16 protein-coding genes and 3 tRNA genes are annotated in these 22,609 nt (G+C 42.5%); 4 read left to right on the forward strand and 15 right to left on the reverse strand.

Going from position 1 to position 22,609, the window contains the following annotated elements; all coding sequences use genetic code 11:
* Positions 1–59: 59 nt before the first annotated feature.
* From rnr to tsaE, 11 genes are all read right to left on the reverse strand, one after another.
* On the reverse strand, positions 60–2,528 hold the full coding sequence (gene rnr, locus M1F17_RS18975; protein ID WP_036958793.1) for a ribonuclease R: 2,469 nt from the start codon (positions 2,526–2,528) through the stop codon (positions 60–62).
* 42 nt (positions 2,529–2,570) lie between these two features.
* A complete protein-coding gene (gene nsrR, locus M1F17_RS18980) occupies positions 2,571–2,993 on the reverse strand; it encodes a nitric oxide-sensing transcriptional repressor NsrR (RefSeq protein ID WP_004907407.1) in 423 nt (140 codons plus the stop codon).
* A gap of 331 nt (positions 2,994–3,324) precedes the next feature.
* Complete coding sequence (locus M1F17_RS18985) at positions 3,325–4,626, reverse strand: adenylosuccinate synthase (RefSeq protein WP_004905994.1); 1,302 nt, start codon at positions 4,624–4,626, stop codon at positions 3,325–3,327.
* Between the two features lie 280 nt (positions 4,627–4,906).
* Entirely contained in the window at positions 4,907–5,908 is a 1,002-nt protein-coding gene (gene hflC / locus M1F17_RS18990) for a protease modulator HflC (protein WP_004905999.1), read from the reverse strand.
* A 2-nt stretch (positions 5,909–5,910) separates the two neighbouring features.
* Complete coding sequence (gene hflK / locus M1F17_RS18995) at positions 5,911–7,116, reverse strand: FtsH protease activity modulator HflK (RefSeq protein WP_094961668.1); 1,206 nt, start codon at positions 7,114–7,116, stop codon at positions 5,911–5,913.
* A gap of 133 nt (positions 7,117–7,249) precedes the next feature.
* Complete coding sequence (gene hflX, locus M1F17_RS19000; protein ID WP_004906004.1) at positions 7,250–8,530, reverse strand: ribosome rescue GTPase HflX; 1,281 nt, start codon at positions 8,528–8,530, stop codon at positions 7,250–7,252.
* Positions 8,531–8,622: 92 nt separating this feature from the next.
* Positions 8,623–8,916, reverse strand: a complete 294-nt coding sequence (gene hfq, locus M1F17_RS19005) for an RNA chaperone Hfq (protein ID WP_004906005.1) — start codon at positions 8,914–8,916, stop codon at positions 8,623–8,625.
* A 107-nt stretch (positions 8,917–9,023) separates the two neighbouring features.
* Positions 9,024–9,965 carry a tRNA (adenosine(37)-N6)-dimethylallyltransferase MiaA gene (miaA, locus tag M1F17_RS19010; protein ID WP_004906008.1) on the reverse strand — a complete coding sequence of 314 codons (942 nt, stop codon included), beginning with the start codon at positions 9,963–9,965 and terminating at the stop codon, positions 9,024–9,026.
* Positions 9,958–11,928, reverse strand: a complete 1,971-nt coding sequence (gene mutL, locus M1F17_RS19015; protein ID WP_094961669.1) for a DNA mismatch repair endonuclease MutL — start codon at positions 11,926–11,928, stop codon at positions 9,958–9,960. The genes miaA and mutL overlap by 8 nt, the downstream gene beginning before the upstream one ends.
* Positions 11,929–11,937: 9 nt before the next feature.
* Positions 11,938–13,224: an N-acetylmuramoyl-L-alanine amidase AmiB gene (gene amiB / locus M1F17_RS19020; RefSeq protein WP_094961670.1), complete on the reverse strand. Its 1,287-nt coding sequence runs from the start codon at positions 13,222–13,224 to the stop codon at positions 11,938–11,940.
* Positions 13,225–13,238: 14 nt separating this feature from the next.
* On the reverse strand, positions 13,239–13,703 hold the full coding sequence (gene tsaE, locus M1F17_RS19025) for a tRNA (adenosine(37)-N6)-threonylcarbamoyltransferase complex ATPase subunit type 1 TsaE (protein WP_004906013.1): 465 nt from the start codon (positions 13,701–13,703) through the stop codon (positions 13,239–13,241).
* A 288-nt stretch (positions 13,704–13,991) separates the two neighbouring features.
* Between tsaE and queG the strand changes: the two genes are divergently transcribed.
* A complete protein-coding gene (queG, locus tag M1F17_RS19030) occupies positions 13,992–15,173 on the forward strand; it encodes a tRNA epoxyqueuosine(34) reductase QueG (RefSeq protein ID WP_094961671.1) in 1,182 nt (393 codons plus the stop codon).
* A 686-nt stretch (positions 15,174–15,859) separates the two neighbouring features.
* On the opposite strand, the gene M1F17_RS19035 is transcribed toward queG, so the two are convergent.
* The 4 genes from M1F17_RS19035 to orn all read right to left on the reverse strand — a co-directional run bounded on the left by M1F17_RS19035 (position 15,860) and on the right by orn (position 17,015).
* A tRNA-Gly gene (locus M1F17_RS19035) sits at positions 15,860–15,935 on the reverse strand.
* Positions 15,936–15,975: 40 nt separating this feature from the next.
* Positions 15,976–16,051: transfer RNA gene (locus tag M1F17_RS19040), tRNA-Gly, on the reverse strand.
* A 39-nt stretch (positions 16,052–16,090) separates the two neighbouring features.
* Positions 16,091–16,166, reverse strand: a tRNA-Gly gene (locus M1F17_RS19045).
* A 303-nt stretch (positions 16,167–16,469) separates the two neighbouring features.
* Positions 16,470–17,015, reverse strand: a complete 546-nt coding sequence (orn, locus tag M1F17_RS19050) for an oligoribonuclease (RefSeq protein ID WP_036958796.1) — start codon at positions 17,013–17,015, stop codon at positions 16,470–16,472.
* 111 nt (positions 17,016–17,126) lie between these two features.
* On the opposite strand from orn, the gene rsgA reads away from it, so the two are divergent.
* The 3 genes from rsgA to mscM all read left to right on the forward strand — a co-directional run bounded on the left by rsgA (position 17,127) and on the right by mscM (position 22,607).
* Complete coding sequence (gene rsgA / locus M1F17_RS19055; protein ID WP_004906021.1) at positions 17,127–18,179, forward strand: small ribosomal subunit biogenesis GTPase RsgA; 1,053 nt, start codon at positions 17,127–17,129, stop codon at positions 18,177–18,179.
* Positions 18,180–18,335: 156 nt separating this feature from the next.
* Entirely contained in the window at positions 18,336–19,232 is an 897-nt protein-coding gene (gene asd / locus M1F17_RS19060) for an archaetidylserine decarboxylase (RefSeq protein WP_272674599.1), read from the forward strand.
* Positions 19,233–19,265: 33 nt separating this feature from the next.
* Positions 19,266–22,607 carry a miniconductance mechanosensitive channel MscM gene (gene mscM / locus M1F17_RS19065; protein ID WP_094962478.1) on the forward strand — a complete coding sequence of 1,114 codons (3,342 nt, stop codon included), beginning with the start codon at positions 19,266–19,268 and terminating at the stop codon, positions 22,605–22,607.
* The last annotated feature ends 2 nt before the right edge of the window (positions 22,608–22,609 follow it).

Genomic DNA, 22,609 nt, shown 5'->3' on the forward strand with positions numbered 1-22,609 from the left:
AAGTGGCGTGTTAGCGCCACTTTGGTTAATAACGATGGTTAATAACTACAGCAATACCATTATCCCTCTTGTTTTTGGGATTTTTTTGCAACGCGTTTAGCTTTTAATTTTGCTGTAATTTTTCTGGTTTTATCGGAAGGCTTTTTGCCTTTTCCTTTCCCTTTCGCCTCTGGCTTAGCCTCAGCTTTTTTTCCTTTTTTATCGGAACGACGAAATGCAGAATCAGGCTCGAAGTTTTTATCTTTACTCGCATCCGCTTTTCGACGAGCTGGGCGTGTAGCATTTTTAACTTCTTGCTTCATTTTGTCCCGCGCCGTTTTGCCCGGGTTTTTCGCTTTCCGAGTGGTTGAAATTAATGCGAAATCGATGGTACGTTCATCCATATGCACCGCTTCAACACGAATTTCCACTTCATCGCCAAGACGGTAAGTGGTACCTGATGATTCACCAATTAAACGCTGACCGACCGCATCATAACGATAGTAGTCATTATCCAACGTTGAAATATGCACTAAACCATCAATAAATAAATCATTAAGGCGAACAAAGAAGCCAAAACCGGTCACACTGGTAATTAAACCTGTAAAGGTTTGGCCTACTTGGTCCTGCATGAAATCACATTTCAGCCAGTCAGCCACATCACGTGTTGCTTCATCAGCACGGCGCTCAGTCATTGAGCAGTGCTCGCCAAGCTGTAACATGCTATCCATGTCTGAATGCCAGCCACCCGTTTCCGTCCAGCGTTTATCTGAATGACCATGTTCTTTAGCCAGCAGATATTTTATCCCGCGGTGTAACGTCAGGTCTGGGTAACGACGAATTGGTGATGTAAAGTGAGCATACGATTTCAAACCTAGACCAAAGTGACCACGATTTTCAGGATCATAAATCGCTTGTTTCATTGATCGTAAAATCATGGTTTGTAGTAATTCATGATCAGGGCGTTCAGCCACTTCATTCATTACCTGCGCATAATCTTTCGGCTCCGGCTTCATTCCGCCCGGCAGAGTCAACCCTAATTCACTAAAAACAGAGCGTAAATTCATCACGCTTTCTTCTTTAGGGCGGTCATGCACACGGTACAATGCAGGCTCTTCATTTTTCTCAACGAACCGAGCCGCCGCAATGTTAGCCAAAATCATGCACTCTTCAATCAATTTATGTGCATCATTGCGCTCTACTGGCTCAATACTTTCAATACGTCGCTCCGCATTAAAAATAAATTTCGCTTCTTCAGATTCAAAAGAAATCGCACCACGCTCAATACGTGCAGCATCAAGTGCTTTATATAATTGATGCAAATGCTCAATATGTGGCACTAGCGCTTTATAGTGCTCGCGCAGTTCTTCGTCTCCTTCCAAGATTTTCCATACTTTTGTATAAGTTAACCTTGCATGAGAACTCATAACCGCTTCATAGAACTTGTATGAAGAAAGCTTACCAGATGCCGACACCGTCATTTCACACACCATACACAGGCGGTCAACACCAGGGTTAAGTGAGCACAGACCGTTCGATAAGACTTCCGGTAGCATAGGAACGACTTGAGATGGGAAATATACCGAATTACCGCGGCTACGCGCTTCTGTATCCAGAGCCGTTTGTGGGCGGACATAATAGCTTACATCCGCAATCGCCACCCATAAGCGCCAGCCACCGCCTTTCTTCGGTGCACAGTACACTGCATCATCAAAGTCACGAGCATCTTCACCATCAATCGTGACTAACGGTAAGTCGCGTAAATCCACGCGCCCTTTTTTCGCAGACTCAGGGACATGTTCACTTAGGTCAGCGACTTGTTTTTCAACTTGTGGTGGCCATGAATGTGGGATTTCATGAGTACGTAAAGCGATTTCCACCGCCATACCTGTGCCCATTGTTTCGCCTAATACTTCAATGATATTCCCCACCGCTTGCGAGCGACGTTGTGGACGAGTGACTAATTCAACCACCACCACATTACCCATTCGAGCGCCAAGAACACGATCTTTCGGTATCAAAATATCAAAGCTTAAACGGCTATCATCCGGTACGACAAACCCCATCCCCGATTCGATAAAATAGCGACCAACAATTTGGTTATTACGCGGCTCTAACACACGAACAACCCGAACTTCTGTACGCCCTTTACGATCTTGCCCATAAGGTTGCGCCAAGATAACGTCCCCATGCATGGCGCGTTTCATTTCATCTTGAGATAAATAGTAATCTTCTTTTTTACCATCAACACGTAGGAAGCCGTAACCATCACGGTGACCAATGACTTTCCCTTTTAATAAGTCTAAACGCTCCGGTAAGGCATAACACTGACGGCGAGTGAAGACCAGTTGACCATCACGTTCCATGGCTCTTAACCGACGACGTAATGCCTCTAATTCATCTTCTGTCGATAAATTCAATAATTGTGCGATTTCTTCGCGGTTAGCTGGTGCAGTACGCTTCGAGATAAGGTCAAGAATATATTCTCGACTTGGAATTGGGGACTCGTATTTTTCTGCTTCTCTTTCCTGAAAAGGATCTTGTGACATCGTTACCTCCGTTGTCATCAGAATTCATAACTACCGCAAATGCTAATCAAGCAGTAGTTGATAGAGCGGGCTGTTATCTTTCACCATGTCCGCCAGCGTGTATTGATCAAGTTCTTGTAAAAACTGCTGTATTGCTTGGTGTAGCACACCTTTTAAACGACACGCAGGTGTAATGTGGCAAAACTCACCACTACAATTAACAAGAGTCAGGGGTTCTAATGCTCTAACAACGTCCCCTATACGAATTGATTCTGCTGGTTGTCCTAGTGTAATCCCGCCATTTTTGCCACGAGTGGCTTTAATATAACCTAAGTGACTGAGCTGATTAATAATTTTTACCATATGGTTACGAGATACACCGTAGACCTCGGTGACCTCAGTAATACTGGTCATTTTCCCTTCACCCAGAGAAGCCAGATAAATAAGAGCTCGTAACCCATAATCTGTAAAACTAGTCAGTTGCACAATCACCTCAAAATTTTAGCTATAACGCTGTTGGCCGCAAATCAGTGGCCTAAAAACATGTGACTTCTTTTAAAATTCACATTTACTATTTCTAACCCAACACATTCAGTTTTCTGAATAAAATATAGCATGCTAATAAATTATATGTTGCTAAATACAGTTTAACGTATAACACAGGTCAAATATGCATTTAATTGCACAGAATTTGCACACAAAAGTGACTTAATTCAATCATTATGGGGAATTTTGACTGTTTTATCAAAGAAGCGACATATTGGAAGGAGGTAAAGCAGTAAAAAAACTGCGCCCGTTTAAGGCGCAGTCAGTGTTATTACTCAACATCAAATGGATCACGCAGGATCATGGTCTCTGAACGATCTGGGCCCGTTGAAATAATATCAACTGGAATACCCGTTAGTTCTTCAACACGTTCGATGTAATTCAGAGCTGCTTGTGGCAGTAATTCTCTTTGTTTCACACCAAAAGTTGTTTCTTTCCAACCTGGCATTGATTCATAAACTGGCTCTAAACCATCCCACTCATCAGCAGCTAAAGGTGTTGTTTCTAACACTTTACCATCTGGACGGCGGTAGCCTACACAAATTTTGACTTCTTCTAAACCGTCTAAAACATCCAGTTTAGTCATACAGAAGCCTGACAGTGAGTTGATTTGTACCGCACGATTAATCGCAACGATATCTAACCAACCAGTACGGCGTTTACGGCCTGTAGTTGCACCAAATTCTTGGCCTTTTTCACGCAGGAACTCACCCACTTCGTCAAACAGCTCAGTAGGGAATGGGCCCGCACCAACACGTGTTGAGTAAGCTTTGATGATACCTAATACGTAGTTTACATAGCGAGGACCTAAACCAGAACCCGTCGCCACACCACCAGCTGTCGTATTTGAAGAGGTTACATAAGGATACGTACCGTGGTCGATATCTAATAATGTCCCTTGTGCGCCTTCAAACATCACTAATTCATTCTTCTGATTTGCTTTATAGAGCAGATCAGAAACATCAATTACCATGCCAGTTAAGATATCAGCCACAGCCATAATATCATCTAACGTTTTTTGGTAATCGACAGCAGGTTCTTTATAGTAATGAACAAGTTGGAAGTTGTGGTATTCAACGATTTCTTTTAATTTTTCTGCAAACGTTGCTTTATCGAATAAATCACCAACGCGCAAACCACGACGTGCAACTTTATCTTCATAAGCAGGACCAATACCACGACCTGTTGTCCCAATCGCTTTGGAACCACGAGCTTTTTCACGCGCATTATCTAATGCGATATGATAAGGCAGGATCAGTGGGCATGCTTCAGAAAGACGTAAACGTTCCCGAACAGGAACACCGCGGTCTTCCAATTCTTTCATCTCTTTCATTAATGCGTCTGGCGCTAAAACAACACCATTAGCAATAATGCTGATGACATTTTCACGAAGAATACCGGATGGAATTAAGTGGAGAACGGTTTTTTCACCGTTTACAACAAGAGTATGGCCAGCATTATGGCCGCCCTGATAGCGAACTACATATTTAGCACGCTCTGTCAGCAAGTCAACGATCTTGCCCTTCCCTTCGTCACCCCATTGGGTGCCCAGTACGACAACGTTCTTACCCATTTTGAAATACACTCGGTTGCTTAAAAATGAATTCTACCATCAAAAATGAACTGTTCCAGTGATATTTTGGCAATACAAAAATTTTTTTCTGGAAAGCAAGTAAAATGGTATTTTTTATTTCTGCCGTAAACTCAAAATGAATGCCATCAGTTGAGCAGCTCAAATTTTCCCTGAAAAATCCTATACTTAAAACGACAGGCGAAAAAAAGCCCACCGAAGCGGGCTTTTCTTTAATAGATTAACAGTTATTTTGCTAGGTTGCACGCAACTTAGCTTGTTATTAATCTGTCGCGCGAAGCTTAGTTGGCGCCTTCATAAAGCGGAAGAAGTCAGTGTCTGGGCTTAATACCATCACGTCTTCACCACTCTTGAAGCTTTGCTCATAGGCACGCAAGCTACGAATAAACGCATAGAACTCTGGATCTTGGTTGAATGCATCAGCAAACAGTTTCGTTGCCATCGCATCACCCTCACCTCGGTAAGTTAGAGCGGTACGTTCTGCTTCAGCCAACGTTTCTGTTACTGTTTTATCTGCAACAGCGCGGATCTTAGTCGCTTCTTCTTGACCTTGTGAACGATGTTGACGTGCAACTGCTTCACGTTCTGCACGCATACGCGCATAGATAGCTTCAGAAACTTCGTTTGGCAGCTCAATACGTTTAATACGTACATCGACAACCTCGATACCTAACGCCGCCATACTGTTTGCATTCACAACCAGTGGCTTCAGGTTCGTTTCCTCTTCAACACGTTTTGCTGCATCCGCAATCGCTGCATCCGCTTCTTTTGTTGAGTCGTCAATTGCAGTACCTTTGTTCAAAGCATCACGCACATCAACAGTTAAACGACCACGTGAATCAGTGATAATGTCTTTAACGCTTAAACGACCAAACTCAGAACGTAAACGGTCACTAAATTTACGTTTTAACAGTGTTTCCGCTTGGAATGGATTACCACCGCCAGTCGCTACATAATAACGACTGAAATCAGTAACACGCCATTTCAGGTAGGAGTCCACCATTAAGTCTTTGTTTTCACTTGTCAGATAGCGGTCAGCTTGAATTTCAAGAGTCTGAATACGTGCATCCAACATTTTCACAGTTTCAATAAATGGAACTTTGAAATGCAGACCCGGCTCATAAATGATCGGTTTGTTTTCAGAGTCACGTAGAACTTTACCAAAACGCAATACGATACCGCGGTCAGTTTGAGGAACAATAAAGATAGATGCGTATGCAACTGCCAAGATGGCAATAACGATAACAATTAGCGATTTACGCATGATTATTGTCTCCCTACTCTAACAGCATCACCACGAACAGCGTTATTTGGCTGTGCTGGTGTTGCAGCAGATGATGACGAACTATTGCTTGGCGTCGCCATTCTTGCTGACGGATTAGCTTTTGACGTTGAAGCCGCATCTGAATTTGTACCGCGCATGATTTGATCCAGCGGCAACACTAACATGCTGTTGCTCTTATCATTCGCAATCACTTTACGTGTATTACTTAACACACGCTCCATTGTGTCGATATACAAACGCTCACGGGTGATTTCTGGCGCAGCACGATATTCAGGTAACATTTTCGCAAAACTTGCCACCTCACCCTCTGCTTTGAAGACCACACTCGCTTTATACGCTTCGGCTTCTTCAATTAGGCGTTGTGCGTTACCTTTTGCCAGAGGAAGAACTTCATTTCGATAAGCGTGCGCTTCACGAATGGTTTTTTGTTCTTCTTCCCTTGCTGAGATTACGTCATCAAATGCCGCTTTAACATCTTCAGGTGGACGCGCTGCTTGGAAGTTAACGTCAAGCAGTGTGATACCCATCTTGTATGGTGCAATTGTTGCTTCGAGCTCTTTTTGTGTAACATCACGGATAAAAGCACGATTCGTAGTCAGTACTTGCTCCATCGCAGACTGACCGATTACACCACGCACAGCACTATCTAGCGCCTGACGCAGACTATTGTCTGGGTTTGTGACACTAAATAAATATTGCGCAGGGTCGGTAACACGATATTGAACGTTCATTTCAACGCGGATCACGTTTTCATCTGACGTTAACATCATGCCATTTGTCGCTTGTTCACGCACGGTTTCTACGTTGACAGGAATGACCCTATCAATGAAGGTTGGTTTCCAGTTCAAACCAGGCCCAACAATACCACTATATTCACCAAAACGTAATACTACGCCACGGTCACTTTCTTTGATGGTGTAGAAGCCTGAACCTGCCCATACAACAACGATAGCAGCAAGAGCTAACATACCTAAACGGCCACTGATTTGTGATGGTTGTTTATTATCACCATCACCACCGCCGCCTTTATTTCCACCAAGCTTGCTGCCTAGTTTACGAAAGAGATCGTCGAGATCATAAGCCCCACGTTTTCGACCACCTTTGTTCCCGCCAGAGTTGCCGCCTTTATTGCCGCTTCCCCACGGATCGCGGTCTTGTCCGTCATTACCGGGCTGATTCCACGCCATGTTTTAGCTCCATTCTTTATGATTGATTTTCAGGGCTAAGAGCGATAGGGCTCTTAATATCAATTCCATTGCCTAACTATATTATTAACGGCCAAATTATTAACGGCCAAAGCATTATTAATAACCAAAGCGATTAAATAACATAGTCAGGTAATTGCTGCTCTTGTTTGCACAGACGCCGCCAATCCACCATTGGCATACGCACCTCAAGGCCAATTGAGCCGTCTTCTTCCTGCCATTCACGTTCGATTGACTGAAGTTGATAGAAACGGCTACGTAAACGGCCTTCATTCGGTGGTAAACGCAATTCAACATGTGCGATTTCACCTGAAAGACGTTCCGTCAATGCCTGTAGCAACAATGGGATACCATCGCCCGTTTGCGCTGAAACCCAGACACGAACCGGCTTGTTATCCTCATCTCTGTCAATACGCGGGACAAAATCCTCCAGCATATCAACTTTGTTCATCACTAAAAGTGTTGGTATTTCATCCGCTTCGATTTCTTCTAACACACTTTCAACTGCATGAATATTTTCATCCAAGCGATTGTCAGCTGCATCGATAACGTGCAGCAATAACGTTGCTTCACGTGTTTCTTGCAGGGTTGCTTTAAAAGCTGCAACCAAATCATGGGGTAAATGGCGGATAAAACCCACAGTATCTGCAAGAACGACAACACCAACATCTTCTACATCAATACGACGAAGTGTTGGGTCAAGTGTTGCAAATAACTGGTCAGCAGCATAAACATCAGCGGCCGTCATGCGGTTAAACAAGCTAGACTTACCAGCATTGGTATAACCGACAAGCGAAATAGTCGGGATATCTGCCTTACTTCTCGCTTGACGCCCTTGTTCACGCTGTTTTTCCACCCGACTAAGACGAGATAAGATTTGTTTAATTTTATCTCTTAATAGCCGGCGGTCAGTTTCAAGTTGAGTTTCACCGGGGCCTCGTAAACCAATCCCGCCTTTTTGTCGCTCTAAGTGCGTCCATCCCCTCACTAAGCGAGTCGATAAATGCCTTAATTGAGCCAATTCAACTTGAAGCTTACCTTCGTGTGTACGTGCGCGTTGAGCAAAAATATCTAAAATTACCCCTGTACGGTCAACCACCTTACATTGGCAAATCCTTTCGAGATTACGTTCTTGAGCAGGGCTTAGAGTATGATTAAACAACACCACATCTGCACCACTTTCCTCAACAGCTTGGGCAATTTCTTCTGCTTTACCTTCCCCAACAAAAAACTTTGGATGAGGAGCTTTACGACTGCCCGTGACTATTTGTACTGGTTTTACCCCAGCAGATGTCACAAGTGACTCAAATTCTGCCAGATTATCAACGTCTTTCTCTTGAGAAAAAAAGACATGGACTAATACAGCTAGTTCACCGCCTTCATACCTATCAAACAAGGTGTAACCTCTTAGGCTAAACAATAATTGCAAAGGAAAAACACAGGTACAGTCTCCCTACCCATGCTTTCCTTGTCTTTTAGCGTACAAACTTACTCAGTTACTTCGCCATCTTGCGCTGCAGGGTTACCTGAATGGTAATTACCATTACCAGTGCTACCCGCAGTACCGCTATGATGAGAAACAGGGCGAGCAGGGACAACAGTCGAGATAGCGTGTTTATAAACCATCTGGCTAACTGTGTTTTTTAATAAAATGACAAATTGGTCAAAAGACTCAATTTGCCCCTGCAATTTGATGCCATTAACGAGATAAATAGAGACCGGAACCCTTTCACGACGTAATGCGTTCAGGAACGGATCTTGCAAAGATTGCCCCTTAGCCATTCTATGTTTTCCTTATTTTGTTGTTTTTAAAAGAGAATCTTTTAGATTCCAAAAAGTAACTACTCAAAAATTGCGCTTAACGTTCTAATTGTACACAAACATCAGTCCTATGCACGCATAACCTGCATAACGGTGCTAAGCGCTTGCTGAGGTTGTTCACTATCTAGCCAATGAACATTCTCCCAGCTTCTTAACCAGGTAATTTGACGTTTTGCCAATTGGCGAGTTGCACAAATCCCCCGATAAATCATTTCATCATGGCCAATTTCACCATCTAAATATGACCACATTTGCCGATACCCCACACAACGAATTGAAGGGAGGTCAACATGTAAATCATTTCGTTGATGTAACTTGCGAACTTCTTCTTCAAAACCCGCATCTATCATCAGATGAAAACGTTGTTCTATGCGCTCATGTAAAATTTTACGATCTTGTGGCGCAATAGCAAACTGAAACACATTATAAGGCAATTCTTCCCCTGCTGTTTGTATCATTTCAGTCAAAGTTTGTCCCGAAATGAGATATACCTCTAAAGCACGGGATAATCTTTGTGGGTCGTTAGGGTGAATCCTTGCCGCGGCAACTGGGTCAACCTCAGTAAGACGACGGTGAATCTCCCCCCACCCTTGTTCTTTCGCAATGTGTTCAATTTCAGTACGAACTGCTTGGTCAGCTGAAGGAAGAGGTGAAAGCCCTTCTAATAAGGCTTTAAAATACAACATTGTGCCGCCAACTAATAATGGAATTTTACCTTGTGAGGTAATTTCAGCCATGGCATTTAATGCGTCACGGCGAAAATCGGCAGCACTGTATGGTAGAGACGGATCGAGGATATCAATCAGACGATGGGGAGCTTGGCTGAGTTCTTCTGTTGTTGGTTTTGCTGTGCCAATATCCATCCCTCGGTAAATTAATGCCGAATCGACACTAATAATTTCCACAGGCAAATGCTTGCGAAGTTCTATCGCCAAAGCGGTTTTACCTGAGGCCGTCGGACCCATTAGGAATATTGCGTCAGGTTTTTTCTGAGTTGCTAAATCACTCATTTGTTAGTGTAGCTACCACGGATTGTAAATTAATTAATTGTAATAATGTTGGTGGAGGGTTTTTCACCCACTGCGGACATACCCGCTCAACATCAGCCAGCAACTGAACAGCCTGTGCTAAACTCCAACTTTCTTCTGTTTTAACCTGTGAAACTGCTTTAGCGAGCCATTGTGCTATCTCTTCGTCAGTGACACTTTCTTTTCTCGATAAAAAATCGAGTAGCTCAGAAAAAAGCTGTGATAAATTTTGTGTTCTTAATGGTAACGATACCGTATGAATTGTTACTTTTCCATGTAATATCGTGGCTTCGATACCAAATATTGTCAATTGTTCCTTGTACCGCTGTAAAACCTCTATTTCATCATTTTTAAGTGACAATTTTAGAGGTATTAACAATGGTTGGGGCTTTAAGGCTCCACCACTCGGTGACAATTGTGACAACTTCAATAAATAATTAGCTTCCGTTAAGGATAACAGGATTAGCCCCAACGAAGACTCAATTAATGCAAAGTTTTTTGCGTAAATTGTCAATACTTTGCCAAAAAGGTAGTTATCCGCATTTTTTGCTACAGGTTGTGAGGATATTTGCGGTGAACTGATTGGGTTACGTTCAGGAAAAAGCGGCTTTTTATCTTCAGGAGCAACCGGAATGGACATTAAGCTCTGATACAGTTCGCCTGCTTTTTTGTCATAAGTTGAGCCAAACGTTTTTGCTGGTACATTTTCTGAAAAACCTGACGTTGATTTCGGCGAAGAAAAAGCGTGATTTTTAGCATTATCCTTTAAGTGGCTAGCCTGCTTATAAGGTGTTTTAGGCTCTAGAAGGGTATTCTCGACTATCGTCTTGTTTTCTGCCTTATGTTGCTTAGGAGCCACACTAGGAGAAGAAAAATAATTTCCCCCCGCAGAAGGCCGATTTTCCAGTTCTGTATTTACAGGTTCGATACCCGGAAGCTCATCAATAGATGCGGCTTCTAATAATACTGTTCGTACCGCTTGATAAATAAAATCATGTACCAGACGAGCTTGGTGAAAACGAACCTCATGTTTTGCTGGGTGTACGTTAACATCAACTTGTTTTGGGTCAATGGTCAAATACAGGACATAAGCTGGCTGCTGGTTTTCGTCTAAATGCCCTTCATAAGCTTGACGAATAGCATGATTAATCAGGCGATCACGCATCATACGGCCATTGACATAGCAATATTGTGTTTCACTACCCGACGTCATTGATGGAGAAACGACCCACCCTTTGATAGCAAGATCGCTATGTTCCCAAGACAACGCCAAAGCGCCTTGCATAAAGCCCGTTCCACAAATCGTCCCAAGACGCCTCTCTTGCTGTGCCTCATCATGAGCCGCTCGGTATTGCTTTACTAATTTCCCATTGTGAGTCAGGTTGATAGCCACATCAGGGCGAGAAAGCGCAATTCGGCGAACAATTTCATCGATATGACCGAATTCAGTTTTTTCTGTGCGCATAAATTTACGACGAGCTGGCGTATTATAGAATAAATCTAATACTTCAACCGTTGTGCCATTGGGATGCGCTGCGGGTTTAACTATTACCTCCATATCCCGACCTTCTGCATAGGATTGCCATGCTTCTGTCTGGTCTGCAGGCTTTGATGTCAACGTTAAACGTGAAACAGAACTGATACTCGCTAGTGCCTCACCGCGAAACCCCATACTCATAATGGCTTCAAGATCATCTAATGTGGCAATTTTACTGGTCGCATGGCGAGCTAAAGCCAAAATCAGTTCATCTTTACTGATACCACAACCATTATCACGAATACGGATCAGTTTTTCTCCACCGCGCTCAATGTCGATATCAATACGCGTTGCCCCTGCATCAAGACTATTCTCAACGAGCTCTTTAACCACTGACGCAGGCCTTTCAACCACCTCACCTGCTGCGATTTGGTTGGCAAGTTGTGGGGATAGAATATGTATAGCCATGCCTCCCCCTTATTGTGGCGCTGCTTGTATTGGATTCGCCAAGAAATATTGACGTAACCCTAAATGGATAGCTTCTGCAACTTTGTCTTGGAATTCATTCGATTTTAGCAACTGCTCTTCCGCTGCATTACTAATAAACCCAGTTTCGACTAAAATCGATGGGATATCAGGAGAACGCAATACACCTAAGCTTGCATGTTCAGGGGTTCTTTTGTGAATATTACCTACTTTTCGCAGCTGTTCGATCACTTTAACTGCAACATCGTACCCCACACGCTGAGAATGACCGAATTGTAAATCTAAAACGGCTTGGCTTAAGTAAGGGTCCGCGCCACTCAGTGCATCACCCGCCCCACCTAATAATTCCGATTGTTTTTCACGTTGTTCCAGCCAACTACCCAGTTCACTGTTTGCACGCCGATTAGACAATACCCATACTGATGCGCCCCGTGCACTGCTATTCGGAGCCGAGTCCGCGTGAATTGACACCAACATATTAGCCCCTTTCTTACGTGCCACATCAGAACGACCACTAACAGAAATAAAATAGTCACCGTCACGTGTCATCGCGGGCTTAAACATTGGGTCGGCTTCAAGGCGTTGGTATAATTTACGTGCGACGCTGAGAGTCACATCTTTTTCTTTATAACCATTCTTGCCTATCGCACCAGGGTCTTTTCCACCGTGTCCTGCATCAATAGCAATGACGACCTGCTTGCTACCCTTTGGCATATTTTTATATTTGGTTGGTGTTGGTGTAGCCACAGGTGCAGGGTTACTCATCTTCAATGGTTTATCTTGAGTATTATTTGCCGCTGGTTTAACTGTATTATTGGTTTGATTAAAAGAGGTAGAACCGGATGCATTTCCAGTCGATATCGTTAACACCAACTGATATTTACCTGAAACCTGTTTAAGTGTCGCTTTTGTTTTCGCTGCGCGAGATAGCTCTAAAACTAAGCGTTTGTGTTGGTTATCAGAAGGTTGGCTCGCCCGTACCAGTTTTACAAGGTCTCCTGCGGGAACTTTAAGTGGTAAACCAATAATCTCACCTCGTTGTTTGATATCAACAACAAGGCGCTCAGGTGAATGCAATGGGAAATAGGAGTAGTCGGGCTTACCATCAATAAAACTTAGCACCACTTCTGCTTGTGATGGGCTGTTATTAACTTGAATATTTGATAATGTTGCCGCTTGTGCTTTTGCTCCAAACAGCCACATAGCTGATGCCATAAACAAGACGAAAACAGTAAAAAAACCCTTTTTTGTTATTCTGTGGATTGATGCATTCAACATGAGCAATAGCTTCCTTAGAGTAGGGGTAATGCTTCTAACAACGACTCCCCATTGGCAGAAAAAGCAACAAAGTGAGCCTGACGCCCTTCGCCTTGATAGGTCAGATGGAGCTCAAGATCCGCTTCAGGTAAAAAACCTTTACCTTGTTGCGGCCATTCGACCAAACAGATCGAATTTCCAGAAAAATAGTCACGAATCCCCATAAATTCAAGTTCTTCAGGGTCTGCTAACCGATAGAGATCAAAGTGAAAAACTTGACGATCTGCTAATTCATAAGGTTCAACCAAAGTGTAGGTTGGGCTTTTTACGTGACCTTGATGGCCCAGCGCTTGTAAGAAACCTCGGCTAAAGGTGGTTTTCCCTGCTCCGAGATCACCATATAAGTGAATAATTGTGCCTTGATGGCAAGCCTTAGCGATAGCATTACCTAAAGCGACAGTTTGCGCTTCATTGGCAAGTTGTATTGTACGTTCTTTCATATTGTTCTTTTATTATGTCATTAATAGGCGGTGTCGCCTGTTTATCCTTTAAATGCATAGTTTATCTTGCTGATCAAAATGCATAAAGAGATATCAACAAACATCAATATTACTGCTTATCTTAACCTAAGATGGGGCTTTTTTCTTAATTAACATTGCTTGAATGATGAGTTCAGAAATATCCTATAATTGTTCTCAATATTGAAGGCATTTTTTCATGCGTTTTGATGAATAACGCAGGTCATGTTAGAGTGCCAGCCGTTTTAATCTTTCTCAATATAGGATCTGATGCCAAGATACCTCGATCTCGATCTTCTCGCTCAGAATATTAAACAATGGGGTGTTGAAGCAGGTTTCCAACAAGTCGGGATCTGCGATACTGACCTTTCAGCGGAAGAGCCCAAATTACAAGCATGGCTAGATAAACAATTTCATGGTGAGATGGAATGGATGAATCGCCATGGGATGATGCGAGCCAGACCACACGAACTGCACCCTGGCACGTTACGTGTCATTAGCGTGCGTATGAATTACTTGCCTGCCAAAGCCGCATTTGCTAGTACATTAAATAACCCTGAATTAGGTTATATCAGCCGTTATGCCCTAGGGCGAGACTACCACAAATTATTAAAAAAACGTCTAAAACAACTTTCAGATCGTATTTTAGACTATTGTCGTGAATTTAACGGAGTGATACTGGCCGATGGCACCACCATTGACGATCTTAATTTTCGACCTTTTGTCGACTCTGCGCCAATCTTAGAGCGCCCTCTCGCCGTCAAAGCGGGTTTAGGATGGACAGGAAAACATTCATTAGTCTTAAATCGTGAAGCAGGATCTTGGTTTTTTCTCGGTGAATTATTGATTAATTTACCCGTTTCTGTTGATAAACCTGTCGAAGAAGATTGCGGCCGCTGTGTTGCTTGTATGACAACTTGCCCAACAGGTGCAATTGTCGAACCTTACACCGTAGATGCTAGGCGCTGTATTTCTTATCTTACCATTGAGCTAGATAGTGCTATCCCTGAAGAATTTCGCCCTCTAATGGGAAATCGGATCTACGGTTGTGATGACTGCCAGCTTATTTGCCCGTGGAACCGTTTTTCCCAGCTAACTGATGAAGATGATTTCAGTCCAAGAAAGGACTTACATACACCAAAGTTGCTCGACTTGTTCTCATGGGATGAAAAAACCTTTTTAAAGGTGACCGAAGGCTCTGCAATCCGCCGCATTGGTTATATTAAGTGGTTGCGAAATATCAGTGTGGCGCTAGGTAACGCACCTTATCAAGACAGTATTGTACTGGCTTTACAAAATAGGTTGGGAATTAACGAAATGCTAGATGAGCACTTCCAATGGTCTATACAACAACAGCTTAATCGACGTAATGCAAACCAAGTCACAATTCAAACTTCACAGCAAAAACGCCTTGTACGTGCTATTAACAAAGGTTTACCGAGAGATGCATAGAAAAAAGTCAGCTATATACCTGAAATGAAGAATTGTCAAATTGATGTGAATAAAGTAAAAAGTGCTTAGCAGACAATAGGTAAAGAATTTGCAAGATGTGCTAGCCGCATTTTGACAAAATAAATCACTTAACAAATAAATCAATAAGTTACAACAATGCTATTTAAATACTAGAATTAAATAGCACAACAGAAATTTGTTAATTAGCCTGTGGATAACTCTGTGTAATAAGTTATTTCAAATCGCGATAAAAACCCAGATTGATTGAGCGGGCTGTGGATAACTTTCTAATGGCACATTGAAAAGAAAAATACTGATTTTACGTTTACTAGCAATACAAAAGTTACCAAAAAACAAGACTAAAATGAAAAGTGACTCGAAGTAAATAAAAAAGCATATTTTTGTTTATTATTTAAACTTCTAATCATCATCTTAGAGATGGAAGCAAAACACCCTATTGCTAAGGGGTGGCTATTCTATGGCGACCTGAAAACGAATGCAAGAGGAAATCTGGATCTGATCCAAAAAAGATCGCAAAACCCATGTAGATCCTAGTGTTCAAGATATAAAAGGATAAAAACAGTGAACAAGCGCAATTCATATGCACACTAGGTGATTCTACTTAAGTTAAATAGGTATTGTGTAAGAATTAATTAAGAAGAAAAGTTAAGAGACTAAGAAAATATTGGAGCGGGAAACGAGACTCGAACTCGCGACCCCGACCTTGGCAAGGTCGTGCTCTACCAACTGAGCTATTCCCGCATTTGGTGGGTACTACTTTGACTAAAACACTAAGAAAGTTTGGAGCGGGAAACGAGACTCGAACTCGCGACCCCGACCTTGGCAAGGTCGTGCTCTACCAACTGAGCTATTCCCGCATCACGAAAATAGTGCTTTAGCTAAAACATCAAAAAATTTGGAGCGGGAAACGAGACTCGAACTCGCGACCCCGACCTTGGCAAGGTCGTGCTCTACCAACTGAGCTATTCCCGCATCACATTTTTGGATGTTTCACGTGCCGACTTAATAACAAAAACTTCATCGGTACGGGGAGCGCATTATACGAAAAATTCAGATACTAGCAAGCCCTTACACTCAAAATTTTTATTTTTTTATTCGTTTGCTGACAATTCAATCACAATGGTGATTTTATCAACACCCGTTGTAATAAATTGATTTCAATAAGTTAACATTGTTAACTTATTGGGAGAGAACAGCTTATGAAAGCCGCTCAAGTGAAGTGAACCCACAAAGTTGGACACTTTTAGTTAAGCGGCTTATTCGTTAATTTAATATTTATTCTTTAATAAATGTTTCTCGATAATAAGCCAGCTCAGCAACTGATTCACGAATATCATCAAGGGCCTGATGAGTATTTTTCTTAGTAAAACCCGCTAGAATTTCAGGTTTCCATCGGCGAGCAAGCTCTTTTAATGTACTGACATCAAGATAGCGATAATGAAAATAGCTTTCTAATTCAGGCATGTAGTTGAACAAAAAACGTCTATCTTGCCCAACACTATTACCACAGATTGGGGATGCCCCTTGAGGAACCCATTTTTCTAAAAACGCAATCGTGGCTAACTCAGCTTCACGCTCACTCACTGTACTTTTGCGTACACGTTCAACTAAGCCGCTATTAGTGTGGGTGTTTACATTCCACTCATCCATCAAAGCGAGTTGTTCATCCGTTTGATGTACTGCAATTACAGGGCCTTCTGCTAAAATATTAAGATGACTATCTGTTACAATGGTCGCTATTTCAATAATACGATCACGAACAGGATCGAGCCCCGTCATTTCTAAATCGATCCAAATTAAATTATTCTCATTCTTTTGCATGATATACCCTAACTGCATTCTATGAAGTTAAGGTATGATAGCACTCTTCATGCCATCAGTGACAGGCGTGAGTAACCCCCTAAAATACAGCCCATAGTAAAGAGAGGACAGGTGGCTAAACAGAAACTTTCGAAAGGCCAACAGCGCCGAGTTCAAGAAAATCATCAAAAAAGACTTAAAAAGCAAAAAACAGTTGAAATTGATGATAGCCAATTAGGTGAAGCACAAGAAGGCTTAGTCATTAGCCGTTTTGGGCAGCATGCTGATATTCAAGCAAGTGACGGGACTATCCAACGCTGTAACTTGCGCAGAACGATTTCGTCCCTCGTTACAGGGGATAATGTGGTGTGGCGACCAGCCTTGAACACACAAAGTGATATCAAAGTAAATGGCATCGTCGAAGCGGTTCACGAGCGCCGTTCTGTTCTAACTCGTCCCGATTATTATGATGGCTTAAAACCGATTGCCGCTAACATTGACCAAATTGTTGTGGTTTCAGCTATTTTACCTGAGCTTTCGCTGAATATTATTGACCGCTATTTAGTTGCCTGCGAAACCACCGGGATTAAGCCTGTTATCGTTCTCAATAAAGTCGACCTACTCGACGACGAAAACCGTGAGTGGGTAAGCGATTTAATGACAATTTATCGTGATATTGGCTATCAAGTTCTCGAAGTTTCAAGCCATACCAATGAAGGCATGGAAGCGCTTACTAACGCGCTAGCAGGTAAAGTATCTGTATTTGTTGGTCAGTCTGGTGTGGGCAAATCCAGTTTATTAAATGCATTACTCCCACATAACGAAGAAGCGATTTTAGTTAATGAGGTTTCAGACAACTCAGGGCTAGGACAACATACAACAACAACAGCTCGTTTATATCACTTCCCATTGGGCGGCGATGTGATTGACTCCCCTGGTGTCCGTGAGTTTGGTTTATGGCATCTAACAACGGAACAAGTGACCAAAGGATTTGTCGAATTTAAAGATTACCTTGGCGGCTGTAAATTCCGTGACTGTAAACATTTAGATGACCCTGGTTGCCTGTTACGTGAAGCCGTAGAAGCAAATAAAATTGCTGAATCACGCTTTGAAAACTACCATCGCATTTTAGAAAGCATGGAACAAATCAAACCTCGTGGTAATTTTACGGCGAAAGATAAATAATGTTAGTGAGTGCTTACAAATAACTCACTAACGCTAAACCCGCTCTAAATAATTTAATGATGGTTAGCCAATGATGCGGCCGTTTGAAATATGACGAGTAAACTGTGTACAATAGCCGCCCTTTTGCTAACATACCTTTAAAAATCAGAGGTTAACGTGCTAGATAAAATTAAAATTCGCTTGCAATATATGCTTCCAAAACAATGTCTTACTGAATTTGCAGGCTGGTTCGCAAGTCGCAATGCGGGTTTCATGACGCAATGGGCAATTAAACTGTTCGCAAAAGTCTATAAAGTGAACATGAATGAAGCGCAAAAAAGTGAGCTTACTGCTTATGCCACTTTTAATGATTTCTTTATCCGTCAGCTAAAAGAAGGCGCTCGCCCAATTGTGGAGAAAGAACACCAACTTGCTCAACCTGCTGACGGTACAGTTAGTCAATTAGGCCCAATAAATGATGACCTTATCTTCCAAGCTAAAGGCCATAATTACACAGTTGAAGCGTTACTTGCTGGCCAATACCAATTAGCAGAGCATTTTCGTGGTGGTGACTTTATTACCACTTACCTCTCCCCAAGTGACTATCACCGTGTACACATGCCATGTGATGGTTTACTCAAAGAGATGATTTATGTGCCAGGCGATTTATTCTCTGTAAATCCATTAACGGCACAAAATGTTCCCAACCTGTTTGCACGAAATGAACGCTTGATTTGTGTTTTTGACACCCCTGTTGGCTTAATGGTACAAATCCTTGTAGGTGCAACCATCGTTGGTAGTATTGAGACGGTTTGGAGCGGTTGCGTCAATTCCAGTCGTGAAGGCGTCATTAAGCGCTGGGTTTACCCTGAGTTGGACTCTGAAGGTGCCGTTTTCTTGAAAAAAGGTGAGGAAATGGGGCTGTTTAAACTGGGCTCAACGGTGATTAATTTATTTGAACCTAACAAAGTGATATTTAATTCATCACTGATCCCCGGTTATGCAACTCGTATGGGCGAATTACTCGCTGAAACTGTTGCAAATACAGTAACAGAAGAACCTGCTGACGCTTAATTAAATTATTATCCCTTGAAGGAGCTCCTCACTGTGCGTGTGATTATCAGTTTTTTTCTTAGCCTGTTAATCGTTTTTTCTTCCGTTGCAGCACCGACTGCAGCGCAGGATGAAGCACAGATTAAGCAGGAGCTCAAACAACTTGAGTCAAGTACCAACCCCAAAGATGCAGAGATAGCACAAGCATTACAGGGTGCTTTGAATTGGATGAGTGAAACACGTGATTCCGATGCAAAGGCCAAGTCTTATCAAGAAGCCATTGATAACTTTCCTAGAATTATCAAAGAAATAAGACAAAAAATCCTCAATGAAAGTGATGAACCAGCACCTATACCTGTGGGTATCAGCTTAGGTGAACTTGAACAACGTATTATTCAGCTTAGCAGCCAATTACTCGATCAAAGCCGCTTAACTCAGCAAGAGCAAGATAAAGGCCGCGAAATCAGTGAATCACTAAGTATTCTGCCACAACAACTTTCTGAAGCTAGACGCTTACTCACTGAAGCCTCTTCGCGCTTTCAGTCTCTGAGTACACCCTCAACGCCATTAGCCGATGCCCAGTACACGTTAGCTCAAGCCGAAGTAAGTGCTCGCAAATCAACAGTTAATGAACTGGAAATGGCGCAGCTTTCTGCCAATAACCGCCAAGAAATCTCACGCCTTACGTTGGAGTTATACAAAAAACGCTATCAACGTATGGAACTTGAGTTACAAAACCTGCGTGATTTCCAAAATACCCAACGCCAACAAAAAGCAATTTTAGCGTTAGAACATACCGAGATGTTGGCTGCGCAAGGTGAACTGACCCCATTTTTAACTGAGCAGCTTGATATTAACCGTAAAATGTCTCAGGAATTAACCGCTCAGGCACAGCGCATGAGCGCAATCACCAATAGCCAAGCTGAAATTTCAACGAGTATCCGCGATGCTCGACAAGCGCTCACAACTATTCGCGAGCAAGCTCAGTGGATCAGCAGCTCAAGTACATTAGGGGAAGCGCTCAGAACACAACTCTCCCGTTTGCCTGATATTCCAAAGAGCCAACAGCTTGATCGGGAAATGGCTGATTTACGCGTTCAACGCTTAAATTATGAAGATAGCCTCGATAGGCTAAGTAAAATAGATACAACCGAGCAAGAAAGCGAGCATGAGCTCAATACAGCTCAAGTACAAGTTTATCAGTCATTGATTAAAACCCGCCGTGAGCTACTAACCTCTTTAATTTCAGGTCTCGATGCTGAAATGTTAGAGCTAACAAAGCTCAATGTCGCCACTGGGCAATTGACCGATGCATTAAAAGAAGTCAAAGATGCTTCAAACCGTTATCTTTTCTGGGTCGCAGATGTTCCGCCAATAAGCATCAGCTATCCTGTCATGTTAGTAACGGATATTACTCAATTACTTTCTCTGGATACCTTGTCCCAACTGGCTGGTGCTCTACGTGTTATGCTGACAACACAAGATACATTTTTGTATCTTTTAGGTTCGATAGCATTAGTCATTTTCAGTATTAGCACTCGCAAGCACTACCAAGCATTTCTTGACCGCTCCAGTTTACGGATTGGTAAGGTGACACAAGACCGGTTTTACTTAACCATTCGAACTATTTTTTGGTCAATAATTGTTGCTCTTCCTCTCCCTATGATGTGGTCAGCCATCGGTTATGGCTTACAAAGTGCATGGCAATATCCCATGGCCGCGGCGATAGGTTATGGTGTCAGTGCGACGACACCTTTACTATGGCTGTTTATGATCAGCGAAACCTTTTCTCGCCCTACTGGGTTATTTATTTCTCACTTCGGTTGGGACAAAGATTCTGTTAAACGTGCGATGCGTTATTACCGAATGGCGATTTTTGTCATCGTTCCACTCGTGATGGCAATTATTACCTTTGAACATTATAGCGATAGGGAATTTGCAGCTAGTATTGGCCGCTTATGCTTTATCTTTTTATGTGTCGCACTTAGCTTAATTACCAACAACTTACGCCGCTCACAAATCCCTCTCTACTTAGATAGACATGGCTCCGGTGAGAATATTGTTAATAAAGCATTGTGGTGGATGATATTACTCGCACCTATCGTTGCTGGGTTCTTCTCCATTTTAGGTTATTTTTCAACTTCACAGGCCTTGCTTGCTCGTTTAGAAACCTCTGTCGCCATTTGGTTTGTTATCCTTATCGTTTATCATACGATCCGTCGTTGGATGTCAATGCAGCGCCGTAAATTAGCCTTCGAGCGTGCGAAACAACGCCGTGCTGAGATATTAGCTCAACGTGCTAAAGGTGAAGATGATAGCCAGCAAGCAAACGCCAGTAGCGAAGGAAATATTGATATCGAAGAACAGGTTATCGACTTAGATACCATCAGTACCCAATCCGTTGGGTTAGTTCGTTCGATTTTAACCATGATTGCCTTGGTCTCATTGATTTGGCTGTGGTCCGAGCTACATACCGCATTCTCTTTTCTTGAAAATATTCGCTTATGGGATGTGACATCAACGGTTAATGGCGTTGATACCGTACAACCTATCACCATGGGGTCTATTTTCATTGCCATTTTGACTATTATCGTTACCGCACAATTGGTTCGTAACTTACCGGCTTTGCTTGAGCTGGCCGTACTCCAACATTTGGATTTAACACCAGGTACTGGTTACGCCATTAGCACATTAACAAAGTATACGATAACTATTATAGGGACCATTGTTGGTTTCTCTATGTTAGGAATTGAGTGGTCAAAACTGCAATGGCTTGTTGCGGCAATGGGGGTCGGGCTTGGTTTTGGTTTACAAGAAATTTTCGCCAATATTATCTCAGGGTTAATGATCTTATTTGAGAAACCGATCCGGATTGGAGACACAGTAACTATCCGTAACTTGACGGGGAGTATTACCAAGATCAACACCCGTGCTACTACGCTGACAGACTGGGATAGAAAAGAAATTATTGTGCCAAATAAGGCATTTATTACTGAACAATTTATTAACTGGTCACTGTCTGACACGATCACACGTATTGTCATGACTATTCCTGCACCTTCTGATGCCAATAGTGAATTAGTAACAGATACCATTTTACGTGCAGCCAAACGCTCTACGATGATTTTAGATAACCCAGCACCTGAAGTATATCTTGTTGATTTACAACAAGGTATTCAGATTTTTGAATTACGTGTCTATGCCGCTGAAATGGGCCATCGGTTACCTGCGCGTCATGAAATTCACCAAAACATCTTAGTTTCCTTTGCTGAACAAGGAATTACCTTGCCATTCCCACCATTCCAAGCAAGGGTGGATGTCCGTGATAATTCTCTGCAAAGTGCGACAAACAATCTTTCAGGGCGTAATCCTAGTCGTAAGTCAGGGGAATTGTAAGC

It is taken from the genome of Providencia sp. PROV073 (assembly GCF_033688125.1).
GTDB lineage: Bacteria > Pseudomonadota > Gammaproteobacteria > Enterobacterales > Enterobacteriaceae > Providencia > Providencia hangzhouensis.